This window comes from Sphingomonas mesophila (assembly GCF_003499275.1).
GTDB lineage: Bacteria > Pseudomonadota > Alphaproteobacteria > Sphingomonadales > Sphingomonadaceae > Sphingomicrobium > Sphingomicrobium mesophilum.
Map to the genome: position 1 here is coordinate 788078 of NZ_QWDF01000001.1, position 16315 is coordinate 804392.

Below are 16315 nucleotides of genomic sequence, written 5' to 3' on the forward strand. Positions count from 1 at the left end.
CATGCTCGAGCAGCAACTGGCCCTGATCGAGGCGCCGCCGCAGCGCCCCCTGCCGTGGCTGGTCCCGGCGCTGGTGGCGGCCGCTGCGGCGAGCGGGGCGGTGTTGTTCGCGCTGGCCGGCGAGCCGTTCTACGCCGGGCTGTTCGTCGCCGGGATGGTGGCGATGCTGGTCGCGGCGTTCGTCATCGAGAAGCGCGAGGCGGCGCGGGCGAGCGCTCCGGTGACGATCGCGCTGCCCGACTATGCGCTGGCCGCGGCGCTGCTCGAAAGCGCGCGCGACGCGGCGGCACTGACCGACAGCGAAGGCGCGCTGGTGAGCGCCAACAGCGCGTTCCGCGAGCGCTTCGGCAATGTCCGGCCGGACCAGATCGGCGAGAGTGCGGAGCGGCTGGCGGACTTGCGCGCGGCGGCGTGGCGCGACGGGTCGGCCGGGGCGGATGGCGGCGAGGACGGGCCGGTGATGGTCGAGCGCGTCGGCGGGGCGGGCGACCTGCTGTTGTGGCGGTTCAAGCGCGCGCGGCGCGATATGCTGGAGATCTTGGTCGAGCGGGTCGGCGGGGCGGAGGGCGAATTGTTCGCCGGAAGCGGCGTGCTGGCGGCCGCGATCGACCGCGACGGGCGGGTGGTGGCAGCCAATCGCTTGTTCCAGGAGCGTGCCAGAGAGGGGCGGCAGAAGATCGTCGGGACGCCGATCGCCGAGCTGATCGACGGCGAGGGCAATCAGGTTCGCTTAAAGGCGCAGGGCGAGGCGGGCGCGACGCTTCGGCTGGTGCATGTGCCGGTTGCGCCGGGCGCGGGCGACGGCGCCGGGCTGGCGCTGCTGTTCGACCGGCCGGGGGCCGGGGAGGCCGACTCGACCAACGTCCAGGCGCTGCTCGATTTGCTCCCGCTGGGGCTTGCGCTGGTCGACCGCGACGGGCGCTTCCTGACCACCAACAAGGCGTTCCGAACGGCGGGCGGGATCGGCGACAATGCGGCGCTGATCTATCCCGGCGACCTGGTGATTAAGGAGGACAAGGCCGCGGTCGCGGATTCGGTTCGGCGCCACGCGCGCGGCCCGGCGATGTCGCGCGACTTGCCGGTGCGGCTGACCAGCCAGCCGGGCGAGCCGGTCGCGCTCACCGTCGCCAGCCTGCGCGGGCTGGGCGATGCGGCGGTGCTGCTATTGCTCAAGGACAATAGTGAGGAGGCGAAGCTCAAGCGCCAGATCGCTCAGGCCACCAAGATGCAGGCGGTCGGCCAGCTGGCGGGCGGCGTGGCGCACGATTTCAACAACATCCTGACCGCGATCATCGGCCATTGCGATCTGATGATGATGCGCCACGCGCCGGGCGACAGCGACTATGACGACATCCAGCAGATCAAGTCGAACTCCAACCGCGCGGCGGGGCTGACGCGGCAGTTGCTGGCCTTCTCGCGCCAGCAAACGCTGCGGCCGCAATTGCTGCAATTGCCGGACGTGGTGAGCGAAGTATCGCATTTGCTGAAGCGGCTGCTCGGCGAAACGGTGGAATTGGTGGTGAAGCACGGCCGCGACCTGTTCCCGGTGCGCGCCGACCCGGGGCAGCTGGAGCAGGTTATCGTCAACCTCGCGGTCAATGCGCGCGACGCGATGCAGCCGGCCGGCGGGGGGACGCTCACCATCCAAACCTATTCGGTGCGCGCCGACCAGGTCGCCGAGCTAGGCAGCGACATATTGCCGATCGCCGATTATGCGGCACTATCGATCACCGACACCGGGACCGGGATCGCGACCAGCGTGCTGGGCAAGGTGTTCGAACCGTTCTTCACCACCAAGGAGGTCGGCAAGGGCACCGGCCTCGGGCTGTCGACGGTCTATGGCATCGTCAAGCAGTCGGGCGGGTACATCTTCGCGGATTCGAAGGTCGGCGAGGGGACGAGGTTCACCATCTATCTGCCGGCGCACGAGGTCGAAGCGTCGGCGGCGCAGGCGCGCGCTCCGGCCAAGCCGCAGGAGAACGAGCTGTGGGGCAGCGGCACGATCCTGTTGGTGGAGGACGAGCCGATGGTGCGCACCGTGGCGGAACGCGCGCTCAGCCGCCACGGCTATACGGTGCTGACCGCGAGCAACGGCGAGGAGGCGCTAGAGCTGCTCGGCGGCGGGACCGAGGTCGACCTTTTGGTCAGCGACGTGGTGATGCCGATCATGGACGGCCCGGCGATGGTGCGCGAGGCGCGCAAGAGCCATCCCGGCCTGCCGATCCTGTTCATGTCGGGCTATGCCGAAGAGCAATTGCGCAAGTCGATCGACGTCGACAATGCGGCGTTCCTGCCGAAACCCTTTTCGATGCAGGAACTTGCCGAGGCGGTGCGGACCGCGCTGCTGACCATCAGCCCGAGATAAAAACACTTTTCAGCGCCGAAACGGCTGCTATGCGTGAAGCCCATGTTCCGGCCGCGTTCCATCCTGATCGTCGAGGACGAGCCGCTCATTTCGATGATGCTCGAGGACTTCGTCATGTCGCTCGGCCACAGCGTCGCGGCGATCTGCGAGACGGTCGGCGACGCGCTCGACGCGATCGAGGCCAACAGCTTCGACATGGCGATCCTCGACGTGAACCTCAAAGGCGAGAATGTGTGGCCGGTGGCGCACAAGCTGCGCGAGCGCGACGTTCCGTTCGTGCTGGCGAGCGGCGGCCATGTCGACCCGCCGCCGAGCGAGTTCGACGGCGTGCCGATGATCGACAAGCCCTATACGATCGACCGCATCAAGCCGGCCATCGAGGCCGCCGTCGCGGCGACCCCGGAGCAATAAAGTTCTCCTCTTGTTCCGCGAGAACAAATCAGATACATGACTGTCCCATCGGGCCGGCGGGCGCTGGCCGTTTGACGAAGGGACAGGGGTCATGGCAACGCAGCTCAAGGTCGTTGGTACAGGCGGGGTGGCAGTGAACTCGGATCGTCAGAAGGCCCTCGAGGCGGCGCTCGCCCAGATCGACCGCGCGTTCGGCAAGGGCAGCGCGATGAAGCTTGGGTCTCGCGAGCAGATCGAGATCGAGACGGTCTCGACCGGAAGCCTCGGGCTCGACATCGCGCTCGGCGTCGGCGGACTGCCGAAGGGCCGGATCATCGAGATCTACGGGCCGGAAAGCTCGGGCAAGACGACGCTCGCGCTGCACGCCATCGCCGAAGCGCAGAAGGTCGGCGGGACGGCGGCGTTCGTCGACGCCGAGCACGCGCTCGACCCGATCTACGCGCGCAAGCTGGGAGTCGACATCGACGAGCTGATCGTGTCGCAGCCCGACACCGGCGAGCAGGCGCTGGAGATCGTCGACACGCTGGTGCGCTCCAACGCGGTCGACGTGCTGGTGGTTGATTCGGTCGCCGCGCTGGTGCCGCGGGCCGAGATCGAGGGCGAGATGGGCGACAGTCACGTCGGCCTTCAGGCGCGGCTGATGAGCCAGGCGCTGCGCAAGCTCACCGGCTCGATCAGCCGTTCCAATTGCACCGTCATTTTCATCAACCAGGTGCGGATGAAGATCGGCGTGATGTACGGCAATCCCGAGACCACGACCGGCGGCAATGCGCTGAAATTCTACGCCAGCGTGCGGCTCGACATCCGCCGCACCGGTCAGATCAAGGATCGCGACGAGATCGTCGGCAACGCGACGCGCGTGAAGGTCGTCAAGAACAAGGTCGCGCCGCCGTTCAAGCAGGTCGAGTTCGACATTATGTACGGTGAGGGCGTCAGCAAGGTCGGCGAGATCCTCGACCTCGGGGTCAAGGCCGGGCTCGTCGAGAAGTCGGGCGCATGGTTCAGCTACGACAGCATCCGCATCGGCCAGGGCCGCGAGAACGCCAAGGTCTATCTCAAGGAGAACCCCGACGTGGCGCGGCGGATCGAGGATTCGATCCGTGGCAAGACCGCCGAGGTGGCCGAAGCGCTGATGGTCGGGCCCGACGCCGACGGCGAGTGATCAGCCCGGGACGATGCGGCCGCCGGCAACAGTGAGCAGGCGGTCGCAGCAGGCCAGCGTGCTGGCGCGGTGCGAGATGAGGAGGACGGTGAGGTCCGGGCGTTCGCGGCGCAGCGCGGCGAGCAGCGCGGTCTCGGTCGCTGAATCGAGCGCGTTGGTCGCTTCGTCGAGGATCAGCAGGCGCGCGTCCTTGTAGAGCGCCCGGGCGATGGCGATCCGCTGGCGCTGGCCGCCGGACAATCTCTTGCCCCGCTCGCCCACCCGGGTGTCGAGCCCGTCGGGCAGGGTCGCCAGCCATTCGTCGAGCTGGGCGATCGAGGCGCAGTCGGCGACCCTGATGCGGTCCGCCTCGGCGCTGTCCGAAGCGATTCCGTCGCGCTCGACGGCGCGCGCCGCACCGTCGACCGCCGGCGCGAGCGTGATGTTGGCGTCGATGCTGTCGTCGATCAGATAGACCGATTGGGAGACGTGGCCGATCGCCCGCTGCCAGCGCGGCAGCGTCGCCGCATCGAGCGCCGCGCCGTCGACCAGGATCGTGCCTGCGGTCGGCTGGAGCAGGCCCATCAGCAGGTCGCCCGCGGTGCTCTTGCCCGACCCGGTCGGTCCGGTGAGGCCGACCCATTCGCCGGCTGCGATTGTAAAGTCCGCGCCGCAAAGCACCGTGGGCTGGTCGGGCCCGTAGGCGAAGGCGAGGTCGCGGACCTCGACCCGGTCGGTGAAGGGCAGCGGCGTCGCGCCGGTGCTCGTGCCCGCGGCACCCGGCAAAGCGAGCAGCGCGGCGATCTCGTCCACTGCCTGCCCGCTCGAAGCGAGGCGGGTCCAGGCGGAATAGGCCATTTGCGCGAGCGGGATGGCTCGCACCAGCGCGAGCGTCAGCAGTCCGAATAAGGGCAGCGACGCCGCCAGCCCGCCGTCGCGCGCCGCGACCAGCGCGGCGAGTGCGGCGAGGGCGGACGCGCCGAGGGCCTCGACCACGAAGCGCGGGGCGAGCGACAGCAGGTCGGTCCCGGCGCGTGCCCGGGCCATGCGTGCGCTGGCCCGCCCGAAGGCGTCGGCGAACAATGCCTGGCGATGATCGAGCAGCACGTCGCGGATCGCGCCGCTGCCTTCCATCATTACCCGCACCTGTTCCTCATAACTGTCGAGGGCGATGGCGCCGCGCTCGGCGAGGCGGCGACCGGCGAAGCGCGCGACGAGCCAATAGGCCGCGCCGAGCGTCAGTAGCGCGCCGAGCGTGATCGGCCAGCCGATCGCGGCGACGAGGAAAGCGAAGATCGCGGCGCCAATGATGAGCCCGGCAGTTCCCTGCACGAGCGGGCGCAGCAGCCCGAAGGTCAGCTGGTCGACCGTCTGCAGTGCGGCGACGAAGCGGCTCGAGTGGGTCGCGGCATGGAACGCATAGGGCTGGCCGAGCAGTCGGCGCTGGACCGCGACATTGATCGCATGACCGATCGCCAGCACGCCGCGCTGGCTGGCGGCGGCAAGCGCGAGGCGGACCGCCGCGGTCAGCATCACCAATGCGGCGAACATGGCGACCATGCCAAGCGCGGTGTCGGGGAGCAGCGCGCCGATGACGGGCGGATCCGGGGCGCGTCCGGTGGCGAGGATGGCGAGCAACGGGATCAGGCTGCCGAGCGTGACCAGTTCGCACAACGCGGCGACCAAGGCGTAGACGGCGAGCAGGGTGAGCCGGCGGTCAAAGCGCGGGTCTGCGTCCCGGCCGAGCCGGCGCAGCACGCGCAAGGTGCGGATCGACGAACGCGCCACCGGCCTGCCTAATCGAACAGTGTGCCGAGCCGCTCGAGCGACGGGTCGTGGGTGAGGTCGAGGTGGAGCGGGGTGACGCTGACGAAGCCGTCGGCGATCGCTTCGAGGTCGGTGGTGTGGCCGGGGGTCTCGACAGTCGAGGCGAGGCCGAACCAATAATAGGGAAAGCCGCGCGGGTCGGCGCGCTCGACGACGTGCAGCCGGCCGTAGTCGCGGAAGCCCTGGCGGCAGACCCGCACGCCGCGCACGGCGGCCGAGTTGAGCGCCGGGAAATTGACGTTGACCAGCGTGCCCGGCGCGAGGTCGGCCGTGGCGAGCGGCACGATGACCCGCTCGGCCCAGCCTTCGGCGGCGTCGAACGGGACGCTCGCGCCCATTCCCTGGCGGGCGTAGGCCTGGCTCAGCGCGATCGACGGAACCCCGGCCAGCGCGCCCTCCATCGCCGCCGAGACCGTGCCGGAATAGGTCGCGTCCTCGGCGAGGTTGGCGCCGCGGTTGACGCCCGACAGGATGAGGTCGGGGCGGTGGTCCTTCATCAGATGCGCGAGCGCCATCATCACCGCATCGGTCGGCGTTCCGGTCACCGACCAGCGCTGCTCGCCGTGACGGCGCAGGCGGAGCGGTTGGGTGAGGGTCAGCGAATGGCCGGTGCCCGACTGCTCCTCGGCCGGCGCGACCACCCACAGATCGTCGCTGAGCCGCGCCGCGACCCGCTCGAGCAAGGCGAGGCCGGGGGCGTCGATGCCGTCGTCGTTGGTGATGAGAATGCGCATCGCGCGGCTATGCGCGAAACCCGCGCCGAGGCCAACCGATGGGAATTGCGCCAAATTGGCAACATCGGCCGCGAAATGAAAACCGGCCTCCGGTCAGTCCTTGTTAAGACGCAAGGGCTTAACTATAGGCGCGGCGGGGATTGCCGACTTACCCAGGTCAAGTCCCGGGTAAGTCCAGTTCAATCGCCTCCGGCCGTGACCGGGTGGCCCCGGTCGCTTCAGGCGAAGGGGCGACGCGTTGTTGCGGGGAGGGGAAGACATGGCGACCGCTGTTAAAGATCTCTACGGATCTCAAAATCCATCATTCGACCAGCTCGAGCTCGATGCGGACTATCGTCCGAGCGATGCCGAGGAGTTCATGGGCCCGCGCCAGCAGGCCTATTTCCTCGCCAAGCTGAAGGCGTGGAAGGAAGCGATCGTCGAGGAATCGCGCGCCACCATGGCCCAGCTCCAGGTCGATACGCTGCGCGAGCCCGACATGGCCGACCGCGCGTCGAGCGAGACCGACTGGTCGATCGAGCTGCGCACCCGCGACCGCCAGCGCAAGCTGATCGCGAAGATCGATTCAGCCATCCGCCGCCTGTACGAGGGCGAGTACGGCTATTGCGAAGTAACCGGCGACCCGATTTCGCTGGCACGGCTCGAAGCGCGGCCGATCGCGACGATGACGCTAGAGGCGCAGGAGAAGCACGAGCGGATCGAGCGCGTTTCGCGCGACGATTGAGGCAGTTCGGGGAAGTCGCCGACGCGGAGTAAATCCGCGTCGTCGGTCCTGTCGCTCCAGATCAGACCGGCGTCGCTGCGCTCGGCCGCTCAGCTAGTGCCCGACCAGCTCGTCCTTGATTCGAAGCTTTTCTTTCTTGAGGGCGTGGAGGCGGATGTCGTCGGGGTGCGGCCGATGCTCCTCTTCGTCGATCTGCGCTTCGAGTTGCGCGTGCTTCGCTTCGAGGGCTTCGGCCAAAGCGTGATCCATCGGAGTCGGTCCTTTCAAGGCTGGTGACGACGCGAAGAGTAAATCACGAAATTGTCATTTTGTAACGCCCCCGCGAGCGGCCTGTCGCCGGCGCGGGGCGGACGGTCGTTGATGACGGATGCGGCGCGTCCGGCTAGGCGGGCGGCGATGGCGACCAACGACGACGATCTGCGCCAGCTGCTCGACATGCTGCGCGCCGAGCACCGCCGGCTCGACGCCGAGATCGCCGCGCTCGAGGCGGACGGGGTCGCGCCGCAGCTCGAGGTCGCCCGATTGAAGAAACGCAAGCTGATGCTCAAGGACGAGATTGCGGTGATCGGCGACCGCATCGTGCCCGACATCATCGCCTGATCTGTCCCGAGGCGGGACTGTTCCCCTCATCCGGCGAACCGGACGTGCCCCGTTGCGCGTTTCCGCGGGCGAAGGAACGTGGCAGGATGACAGGCATGTCAGAGGATTTCGATTCCGCACCGGCCGAGTCGCGCATTGCGCCGCGATTGGTCGATTCGCTGTACAGCGAGGCGCTGCTGCTGGCGGACGAGGCACGGACCTATTTCGACAAGGAAGGCCGCGCCGAGCAGCGCGCGCTCGACCCGTTCGCGCGGGTCGGCTTTGCGTGCGAGTCGCTCAAGGTAACCACCCGCATCATGCATATCGTTGCCTGGTTGCTGACCCAGCGCGCGATCGAGAGCGGGGAGTTGAACGGGTCGGACGGGCGGCGGCCCGAGCGGCGGCTCGGCAACGCCAACGACAGCGATCCCGCGGTGGTCGCGCAGCTCCCGCCGGCGGCGCGGCGGTTGATCTCGGCGAGCATCGATCTCTATGCGCGGGTCCGCCGGCTCGACCAGGGGCAGACCGCCGACAGCGCGCCGCTGAGCCCGGCGCGGGCGCTGATGGGGCGGCTCGAGCGCGACCTCGGCCGCGGCCCGGCGCTCCATTAGCTCAGGCGCACAGCCCAGCCTTGGCCGAGCGATATTCGCGCTCGAGGCGGTCGACCAGCGCGGCGACCGGAGCGACTTCCTTGACCGCGCCGATGCCCTGGCCGGACCCCCAGATGTCTTTCCACGCCTTGGCCCCGCCGAAGTTCATCTTGCTCGGGTCGGCCTCGGGCAGGTTGTCGGGGTCCATTCCGGCGCGGGCGATCGGGCCCTTCAAATAATTGCCGTGGATGCCCGTGAAGAGGGACGAAGCGACGATATCGCCGGCGCCGGACGCCACGATCTCCTGCTTGTAGTCGTCGCCGGCGCGCGCCTCGTTCGTGGCGATGAACGGCGAGCCGATATAGGCGAGATCGGCGCCCATCGCCTGGGCGGCGAGGATCGACTGGCCGCGCGCGATCGCGCCCGACAGGATCAGCGGCCCGTCGAACCACTCGCGGATTTCCTGGACGAGCGCGAACGGCGACCATTTGCCGGCATGGCCACCGGCGCCCGCGGCGACCGCGATCAGCCCGTCGGCGCCCTTGTCGATCGCCTTGTGGGCGAACACGTCGTTGATAATGTCGTGGAGCGTGATCCCGCCCCAGCGGTGGACCGCCTCGTTCAACTCGACCCGCGCGCCGAGGGAAGTGATGACGATCGGCACCTTCCACTTCTCGCAAATGCCCATGTCTTCCTCGAACCGGGTATTGGTCATGTGGACGATCTGATTGACCGCGAACGGCGCGCTCGGGCGATCGGGATGGTCGCGATCGTGGGCGGCGAGCGCCTCGGTGATCTCGTGAATCCATTCGTCGAGCTGGCTCGCCGGGCGGGCGTTGAGCGCCGGGAAGCTGCCGACCACGCCGGCCTTGCACTGGGCGATGACCAGCGCCGGGTGGCTGATGATGAACAAGGGCGCGGCGATCACTGGCAGGCGCAGGTTCGACAGGATCGGCGGCAGGGACAAGGGCAGGGCTCCCGGGCTGTGGCGAAGGATTGGTAGCGAAGCGCAACCGGCCTGGCGAGAGGCCATTGCGCGGGCAAGCGCGCCGACTATGAGGCGGGCGATGACCGCCACCCACTTGCTTCCGGCCGATCTGGCCGAGCGCCTGGCCGCCGAGCGTCGCCGCTGGCTGGTGACCGGCGCCGCGGGGTTCATCGGCTCGAACCTCGTCGAGGCCTTGCTGGCGTGCGGGCAGGAGGTGGTCGGGCTGGACAATTATGCGACCGGGCATCGCCGCAATATCGCCGCGGCGACCGCCGGAGCGGCGGATCGGTTCACGATGATCGAGGCCGACATCTGCGACCGGGCCGCCTGCCGAGCGGCGGTCACGGGCTGCGAGGTGGTGCTTCACCAGGCCGCGCTCGGCTCGGTGCCGCGCTCGCTCGAGGACCCACTCTCGAGTCACGACGCCAATGTCACCGGCTTCATCAACATGCTCGATTCGGCTCGGACGGCCGCGGTCGGGCGGTTCGTCTATGCCGCATCCTCGTCGACCTATGGCGATCTCGAGGAATTGCCCAAGGTGGAGGAGCGCACCGGCCGGCCGCTGTCGCCTTATGCCGCGACCAAGCTGATCGACGAGATCTACGCCGAGGTGTACCAGCGCAGCTATGGCTTCACCGCGACGGGCCTTCGCTATTTCAACGTGTTCGGGCCGCGCCAGGACCCCGAAGGCGCCTATGCGGCAGTTATCCCCAAATGGGTCGCGGCGATGATCGCGGACGTGCCGGTGACGATCAACGGCGACGGCGAGACCAGCCGCGACTTCTGCTTCGTCGCCAATGCGGTGCAGGCCAATGTGCTCGCCGCGCTGGCGCCGGATGCGGCGCAGGGCGAGGTGTTCAACGTGGCGTTCGGCGGGCGCACCAGCCTCAATCAGCTGTTCGGCCTGATCCGCGATGGGCTCGCCCGCCACCAGTTGCACTACGACCGGGAGCCGGCACGCGGCGACTTTCGCGCCGGCGACGTGCGCCACAGCCAGGCCGACATCGGCAAGGCGCGGGCGATGCTGGGGTACCGGCCGAGCCACGACGTCGAGCGCGGCCTGGCCGAAGCCTTGCCCTATTATATCGAGAACGCCGGGCGGTGAGGCGGGCGCTCGCGGTCGTGGCGCTGGCCGCCGCCTGCGCGCCAGTTGCGCAGGGCGGCCCGTGGCAACCTGCCGCTTACGCCGGAAATCCGCAATTCGCCGCGAATGCCTGGCTCGGGGCGCACAACCGTGTTCGCGCGCAATATGGTTCGCCGGCGCTGGTGTGGGACGAGGCGCTGGCGGCACAGGCAAGGGCCTATGCCGGCCAGCTCGCGCGGCTTGGACGGCTGCGCCATTCGCCCAAGGCGATGCGGCCCGGGCAGGGCGAAAATCTATGGATGGGCCCGCGCCGGACGAGCGGCGAGGCGATGGTGTTCAACTGGGCCAGCGAGCGGCGTTACTTCCGGCGCGGCCTGTTCCCGGCCAACAGCAGCACCGGCCGGTGGAGCGACGTCGGCCATTACACCCAGATCATCTGGCCGTCCACGACCCGGCTCGGCTGCGGCCTTGCCAGCGGTGCGCGCTGGGACGTGCTGGTGTGCCGCTATGCGCCCGCCGGCAATCGCGACGGCGGGCGGCTCTAGCTCAAGCGGCGATCTTCATGTCCTGGGCCGCGTCGGTATTGGCGTGCCCGGCCGAGGTCGTGACGACCTCGTCGGCGATCGGGCGCGGCGCGAAATAGCGGCTGAGCGCGACCACCGCGCCAAGCAGCAGATAGGCGGCGACGGTCCACACCGGCTGGAAGAACAAGGGCGCGATGAACGCCAGTCGGAGCCACAGCGGGTTGAATCCGAAATCCTGCCCGATCGCCTCGCACACGCCGAGGATGGTGTCGTTGCGCAGCGGCAGCGGGGTGGGGTTGGTGTCGGTCATCACTTCCTCGTTCATGCAGTCCGGCTCCAGCGCCGGCCCATGCCCTAGCTAAGCAAGGGCCGTGCCAATCGCCGGAAAGCGGCTGCTGTCAGGTGGTGGGCGAGGTGCTAGGTTTCAAGATGCAACCGACAGAGCGGCGCAGTCCGCCGACGAGTGGCGGGATTTCCGATTTCGTCCGCGCATTTTTGACATCCGTCAAAGAATTCGCGGCCGACATCGCGCATCTGCCGTGGCGACAGGGGAGCGCATGACCGATCCGGCCTATCCGACCACCCGCCATGATCACGCCGGCGACGCCGAAGAAATGGCGCGGCTCGAGGCGGCGATGGACGAAGCGCCGCGCGGGGCGATTGCGGTGTCGCTAATCGCTGTCGGGCTGCTGATGGCCGGCTGGCTCGGCATGTACTTCCTGGTGTTCCTGCCGCGCGGAACGGTCGGCTAGATGGCGATCGACGAAGGCGCCATCCTCAAGTCCGAACTGCGCTGGGCGATGGTCGTCGGCGGGATCGTGCTGGTGATCCTTTCGGCGATCCTGTTCGCGGCGCTGTCGATGCACATCAATCCGCCGTCGAACCGCGAATTCGCCGACCCCAAAACGCTGCACACTTCCGACGAATTCACCGAGGCCAATCTCGGCACCCGCGTAGAGCCCGACGGCAAGGTGGTAGCGCGGATCATCGCGACGCAGTTCAACTTCGTCCCCGACTGCATCGTCGTCCCCGCCGGGCGCGATGTCACGCTGCGCTTCACCACGCCGGACGTGATCCACGGCATCCTGGTCGCGGGGACCAACGTCAACACGATGATCGTCCCGGGCTATGTCGCGCAGGTCCACACCCGCTTCACGCGGACCGGCGACCTGATGATGCCGTGCCACGAATATTGCGGGCTCGGGCACAGCCAGATGATCGCCACGGTGCGGGTCGTCCCGCCCGGCGCGTTCCGGCCCGCGGCCGACGGAAGGATCGCCTGTGGCGAGCGTCGCCCAGCCTAGCGCGGCGGCAATGGCTTCGCCGGCGGAGCGTGCGGTTGGCACGCTCGGCGCGTCGCGGCTGATCCTCGCCCACGCCTGGGTCGCGTTCGCGGCGTTCACAATCGCCTGCCTGCTCGGCGTGTGGCAGATGCTGGCGAGGAGCCCGCTCGATGCGCCGGCGCATTCGGCGTCGAACTATTTCCGCTCGGTCACGCTGCACGGCGTCAGCATGGCGTTCGTACTCACCACCTTCTTCATCATGGCGTTCGGCTATTTCGTCGCCGAAACCGCGCTCAAGCGGCCGGTGCCGGGCAAGGGCTGGGCGTGGGCGGCGTTCTGGATGGGGATCGCCGGAACGCTGATGACGGCGCTCGCCATCGCCAGCGGCAACGCCTCGGTGCTCTACACCTTCTACCCGCCGCTGACCGCCACCGTGTGGTTCTACATCGGCTTGGTGCTGGTGGTCGTCGGATCGTGGATCTGGTGCGCGATCATGATCGCCGCGATGCGGCAATGGAAGGCAGCCAATCCGGGCCAGCCGGTGCCGCTGGCGATGTTCGCCACCGTCGCGAATGCCATCATGTGGCTGTGGACCACCGCCGGGGTCGCGGCCGAGCTGCTGTTCCAGATGATCCCCGCCGCGCTGGGCCTCAACGGCATGGTCGACGTCGGATTGTCGCGCACGCTGTTCAGCTGGACGCTCCACGCGATCGTCTATTTCTGGCTGTTTCCGAGCTATATCGCCTTCTACACCATGGCGCCGCGGGCGGCCGGCGGTCGGCTCTATTCGGATACGATGGGGCGGATCGCCTTCATCCTGTTCCTGCTCTACTCGCTGCCGGTCGGCCTCCACCATCTGTTCATGGACCCGGAGCATTCCAACGGGTTCAAGTTCCTTCAGATGTTCCTCACCGCCCTGGTGTCGATTCCGACGCTGCTGACGGTGTTCACCATCACGGCGAGCTTCGAGATCGCCGGCCGGATGCGCGGCGGGAGCGGGCTGTTCGGCTGGATCCGCTCGCTGCCGTGGGACCGGCCGATGGTGCTCGCCACCGGCCTCGCCTTCCTGATGCTGTTCTGGGGCGGCGGCGGCGGGCTCATCAACATGAGCTATGGAATGAACGCGATGGTCCACAACACCAGCTGGGTGACCGCGCATTTCCACCTCATCTTCGGCGGCACGGTGGTGATCATGTATTTCGCCATCGCCTATGCGATGTGGCCGCGGCTGACCGGCCGCGCGTTCGCCAGCGCGCGGCCGCTGCTGTTGCAATTGTGGCTGTGGTTCGTCGGCATGATGGTGATGACCCTGCCATGGCACTGGACCGGGCTGCAGGGGCAGTGGCGGCGGGTCGCGGCATTCGATTATTCCAATCCGCTGGTGGCCAGCTGGGGGCCGTGGGTGATCGTGTCGCTGCTCGGCGGCGTGGTGCTGGCGGTCAGCGCCTTGCTGTTCGTCGCCAACCTCGCCGCCAACCATCGTTCCGACGCGGCGCTGGGCACGGTCGACGTGCCCTATGCCGAAGCGGTGCATCCTCCGGCGCGGCTGCCGTCCTCGCTCAACGGCTTCGGTCTTTGGAACGGGTTGGTCGCGCTGCTGATGGCGCTGGCCTACGGCTATCCGATCGCGCAATTCTTCATCGACCCGCCGCCCGAGGCGGTGGTCCACCGGCTTCACTAGCTATGGCGAGACAGACCGACCTCGTTCCTGACGACGGCGGCGTGAGCCCGGCCGGAGCGCCCGCCGAGCAGCGCGCGCTCGACCGGCCGTGGCGATTGTGGGCGAGCATAATCGTCGCCGGAGCGCTGCTGGTCGGCGCGCTGATCGGATTCGTACTGATCCCGGCGGGGCAGGCCGGCAACGCCAACCTTTCACTCTACGAAGCGGTGTGCCGGGCGCTCGGTATACGCTCGGGCTCGCCGGCCCAGGTCCAGCCGGTCAGCAGCGCGGTGTCGGTCCCGGTGAGCGAGGTGAGCTGGGACCCGGCGGTGATGCGCATCCTGGCCGAGGGCAACAGCCGGCGCGGGGCGGCCATCGCGGCGCAGACCTGCGCGTCGTGCCACGGCGACAAGGGCCTGTCGCAGTCGGACGTTCCCGCGCTGGCCGGCCAGAGCCCCTATGCGATCTACAAGCAGCTCGCCGACTATCGCAGCGGCGCCCGAGCGCATCCGCAGATGACCGGCGTCGCCAAGGCGCTGTCGGTGCCGGACCTGGCTGCGGTATCGGCCTATTTCGCCGCCGCCTCGAAGGAATATGCCGCGATCGGGGCGCGCGACCTGGTCAGCGAGGTCGAGATCGAGCGGCTCGCCAGGGAAGGCAACAGCCGGCGGCGGATCCCGGCCTGCCTCAGCTGCCACCTCAACGGGGTCGGCGGGCCGATCGAGACGCCGGTGATTATCGGACAGAACGACGATTATCTTCTGGCGCAGATGAACGCCTATGCCTCGGGCCAGCGGCGCAACGACGTCTACGGGCGGATGCGCGACATCTCGGCCAAGCTAACCCCGGCCGAACGCGCCGCACTCGCGCGCTACTTCCAGGGCACGCTCTAGCCTTTAGCCCGTAACGCTGAACCGCACGCCGCCGCCGCTCGTTCGCCCGTCAAGATCAACCGACGGAGGATGCGATGGCCGGGATGACGCTTGCCGAGATCAGCGAAAAGATGCGCGACCTCGATTTCACCATCCTCTCGACGCGGACCGAAAGCGGCGCGCTCGCCGGGCGGCCGATGAGCAACAACCGTGAAGTCGACTATGACGGCGACAGCTTTTTCTTCACCTGCGAGGACACGAAGAAAGTCGGCGACATCCGCCGCGACCCCAATGTCGCGCTCGGCTACCAGGGCGGGGCCGGGGAGGGGCCGCCCTTGTTCATCACGGTCGAGGGCGAGGCCGAGCTGATCCAGGACAAGGCGGCGTTCGAGAAGCATTGGGTCAAGGACCTCGAGAGGTGGTTCAAACAGGGCGTCGACACGCCGGGCCTGACACTGATCCGCGTGCGGGCGCGCAAGGTCCACTATTGGGATGGCGGCGACGAGGGCGAAATCGTGCTCGACGGCGCCGAGGCGCAGGCCGCGCACGCCTAGGGTGGCATAGTCTAAAGGCCGTGCTAAGCTTGCCCCGACTGGCTTCGGGGAAACGACCACGGTGAACGCGCATCGGCGATTGCTGGACTGCATCGGGATGAGCCCGATCGCGACGGTGATCAGCAACCCCAGGAAACCGGACAACCCGATCGAGGTCGCCAACGAGGCGTTCTGCGAACTGACCGGCTATGGCGAAAGCGAGATCGTCGGGCGCAACTGCCGCTTCCTCGCCGGCCCGCACAGCGACCCGCGCGCCACCGCCCGGATCCGCCGCGCGATCTCGGAGAAGCGGCCGACGCTGGTCGAGATCCTGAACTACCGCAAGGACGGCACTCCGTTCCGCAACGGGGTGATGATCACGCCGCTGTTCGGCGACGATGGCGAGGTGGAATATTATCTCGGCAGCCAGGTCGACCTCGGCCCGGCGGGCGAGATGGACCGGCGGCGGCTGACCGCGGCGGAGCGGATCGCCGACCTGCCGCGGCGCCAGCGCGAAGTGCTCGAGGCGATGGCGCGCGGCCTGCTCAACAAGCAGATCGCCCACCAGCTCGGAATCGCCGAGAAGACCGTCAAGATGCACCGCGCGCTGATGCTCGAGCGACTTGGCGCGGCGACCAGTGCGGATGCGATCCGGGTCGCAGTCGAGGCCGGGCTCTAGCGCGCGCTCAGGAAAGGCTTAGCTTCACGACTTTCACGCAGGATCGACCGTTTCGGGGACCGGATCGCGAAGTTAGCGCGGTGGCGCGGTGTGGCGCGGGGACGGAGCCTGGGGCGCTGGACAGGCGCGCGTTTGCATCGACGGGATTAGAGCATGGGACGGGGGCTGTAGGACAGCCCTTTCTTGCGTGGCGAGCGAAGAAGGACAGTCCTTCGACAGGCTCAGGACGATCGGGAAAGGCTAGGGCGCCGCGCCTTCAGTCCAGGCGCTGGGCGGCGCCGGTGCGGATGGCGTCGTCGACGAGGGCGCGCAGCTTGGGCT

At 68.3% G+C, this 16315-nt stretch carries 19 protein-coding genes; 14 read left to right on the top strand and 5 right to left on the bottom strand.

The features are described 5' to 3' along the window. The first annotated feature begins 1 nt into the window (after position 1). The 3 genes from D0Z60_RS04125 to recA all read left to right on the top strand — a co-directional run bounded on the left by D0Z60_RS04125 (position 2) and on the right by recA (position 3938). Complete coding sequence (locus tag D0Z60_RS04125) at positions 2-2365, top strand: hybrid sensor histidine kinase/response regulator (protein WP_118857078.1); 2364 nt, start codon at positions 2-4, stop codon at positions 2363-2365. 42 nt (positions 2366-2407) lie between these two features. Continuing rightward, positions 2408-2776 carry a response regulator gene (locus tag D0Z60_RS04130; protein ID WP_118857079.1) on the top strand — a complete coding sequence of 123 codons (369 nt, stop codon included), beginning with the start codon at positions 2408-2410 and terminating at the stop codon, positions 2774-2776. A 91-nt stretch (positions 2777-2867) separates the two neighbouring features. Further along, on the top strand, positions 2868-3938 hold the full coding sequence (gene recA, locus D0Z60_RS04135; RefSeq protein WP_118857080.1) for a recombinase RecA: 1071 nt from the start codon (positions 2868-2870) through the stop codon (positions 3936-3938). On the opposite strand, the gene D0Z60_RS04140 is transcribed toward recA, so the two are convergent. Together D0Z60_RS04140 and surE are read right to left on the bottom strand one after the other, a co-directional pair. After that, entirely contained in the window at positions 3939-5705 is a 1767-nt protein-coding gene (locus D0Z60_RS04140; protein ID WP_118857081.1) for an ABC transporter ATP-binding protein, read from the bottom strand. It lies immediately after the preceding gene. Between the two features lie 8 nt (positions 5706-5713). Further along, a complete protein-coding gene (surE, locus tag D0Z60_RS04145) occupies positions 5714-6478 on the bottom strand; it encodes a 5'/3'-nucleotidase SurE (RefSeq protein ID WP_118858431.1) in 765 nt (254 codons plus the stop codon). Between the two features lie 259 nt (positions 6479-6737). On the opposite strand from surE, the gene dksA reads away from it, so the two are divergent. After that, positions 6738-7202, top strand: a complete 465-nt coding sequence (gene dksA / locus D0Z60_RS04150) for an RNA polymerase-binding protein DksA (protein ID WP_118857082.1) — start codon at positions 6738-6740, stop codon at positions 7200-7202. A gap of 93 nt (positions 7203-7295) precedes the next feature. On the opposite strand, the gene D0Z60_RS04155 is transcribed toward dksA, so the two are convergent. Further along, positions 7296-7451, bottom strand: a complete 156-nt coding sequence (locus D0Z60_RS04155) for a YdcH family protein (RefSeq protein WP_118857083.1) — start codon at positions 7449-7451, stop codon at positions 7296-7298. Positions 7452-7598: 147 nt separating this feature from the next. On the opposite strand from D0Z60_RS04155, the gene D0Z60_RS04160 reads away from it, so the two are divergent. Continuing rightward, positions 7599-7802, top strand: coding sequence for a YdcH family protein (locus D0Z60_RS04160; protein WP_118857084.1), 204 nt, complete (start codon positions 7599-7601; stop codon positions 7800-7802). A gap of 86 nt (positions 7803-7888) precedes the next feature. After that, a complete protein-coding gene (locus D0Z60_RS04165; RefSeq protein ID WP_118857085.1) occupies positions 7889-8392 on the top strand; it encodes a DUF1465 family protein in 504 nt (167 codons plus the stop codon). Position 8393: 1 nt separating this feature from the next. Here the strand turns inward: D0Z60_RS04165 and D0Z60_RS04170 are convergent, their stop codons facing one another. After that, on the bottom strand, positions 8394-9338 hold the full coding sequence (locus D0Z60_RS04170) for an NAD(P)H-dependent flavin oxidoreductase (protein ID WP_118857086.1): 945 nt from the start codon (positions 9336-9338) through the stop codon (positions 8394-8396). 100 nt (positions 9339-9438) lie between these two features. Between D0Z60_RS04170 and D0Z60_RS04175 the strand changes: the two genes are divergently transcribed. Continuing rightward, on the top strand, positions 9439-10464 hold the full coding sequence (locus D0Z60_RS04175; RefSeq protein WP_118857087.1) for an SDR family oxidoreductase: 1026 nt from the start codon (positions 9439-9441) through the stop codon (positions 10462-10464). Then, a complete protein-coding gene (locus tag D0Z60_RS04180) occupies positions 10461-10988 on the top strand; it encodes a CAP domain-containing protein (RefSeq protein ID WP_118857088.1) in 528 nt (175 codons plus the stop codon). The genes D0Z60_RS04175 and D0Z60_RS04180 overlap by 4 nt, the downstream gene beginning before the upstream one ends. Before the next feature lies 1 nt (position 10989). Here the strand turns inward: D0Z60_RS04180 and D0Z60_RS04185 are convergent, their stop codons facing one another. Beyond that, positions 10990-11292, bottom strand: coding sequence for a PspC domain-containing protein (locus D0Z60_RS04185; protein WP_240325534.1), 303 nt, complete (start codon positions 11290-11292; stop codon positions 10990-10992). A 232-nt stretch (positions 11293-11524) separates the two neighbouring features. Here D0Z60_RS04185 and D0Z60_RS04190 point away from each other — a divergent pair, with 232 nt between their 5' ends. The 6 genes from D0Z60_RS04190 (at position 11525) to D0Z60_RS04215 (ending at position 15994) form a co-directional block, all read left to right on the top strand. Then, the gene (locus D0Z60_RS04190; RefSeq protein ID WP_118857089.1) at positions 11525-11719 is read left to right on the top strand and encodes a hypothetical protein; all 195 of its coding nucleotides are present in this window, start codon (positions 11525-11527) and stop codon (positions 11717-11719) included. Further along, complete coding sequence (locus tag D0Z60_RS04195) at positions 11720-12271, top strand: cupredoxin domain-containing protein (RefSeq protein WP_118857090.1); 552 nt, start codon at positions 11720-11722, stop codon at positions 12269-12271. It abuts the gene before it with no gap. 10 nt (positions 12272-12281) lie between these two features. Continuing rightward, positions 12282-13931: a cbb3-type cytochrome c oxidase subunit I gene (locus D0Z60_RS04200; protein WP_118857091.1), complete on the top strand. Its 1650-nt coding sequence runs from the start codon at positions 12282-12284 to the stop codon at positions 13929-13931. A 2-nt stretch (positions 13932-13933) separates the two neighbouring features. Then, on the top strand, positions 13934-14803 hold the full coding sequence (locus D0Z60_RS04205) for a c-type cytochrome (RefSeq protein ID WP_118857092.1): 870 nt from the start codon (positions 13934-13936) through the stop codon (positions 14801-14803). 74 nt (positions 14804-14877) lie between these two features. Beyond that, positions 14878-15336: a pyridoxamine 5'-phosphate oxidase family protein gene (locus tag D0Z60_RS04210; protein ID WP_118857093.1), complete on the top strand. Its 459-nt coding sequence runs from the start codon at positions 14878-14880 to the stop codon at positions 15334-15336. A gap of 97 nt (positions 15337-15433) precedes the next feature. Then, complete coding sequence (locus tag D0Z60_RS04215; RefSeq protein ID WP_118857094.1) at positions 15434-15994, top strand: PAS domain-containing protein; 561 nt, start codon at positions 15434-15436, stop codon at positions 15992-15994. Positions 15995-16315 lie beyond the last annotated feature (321 nt).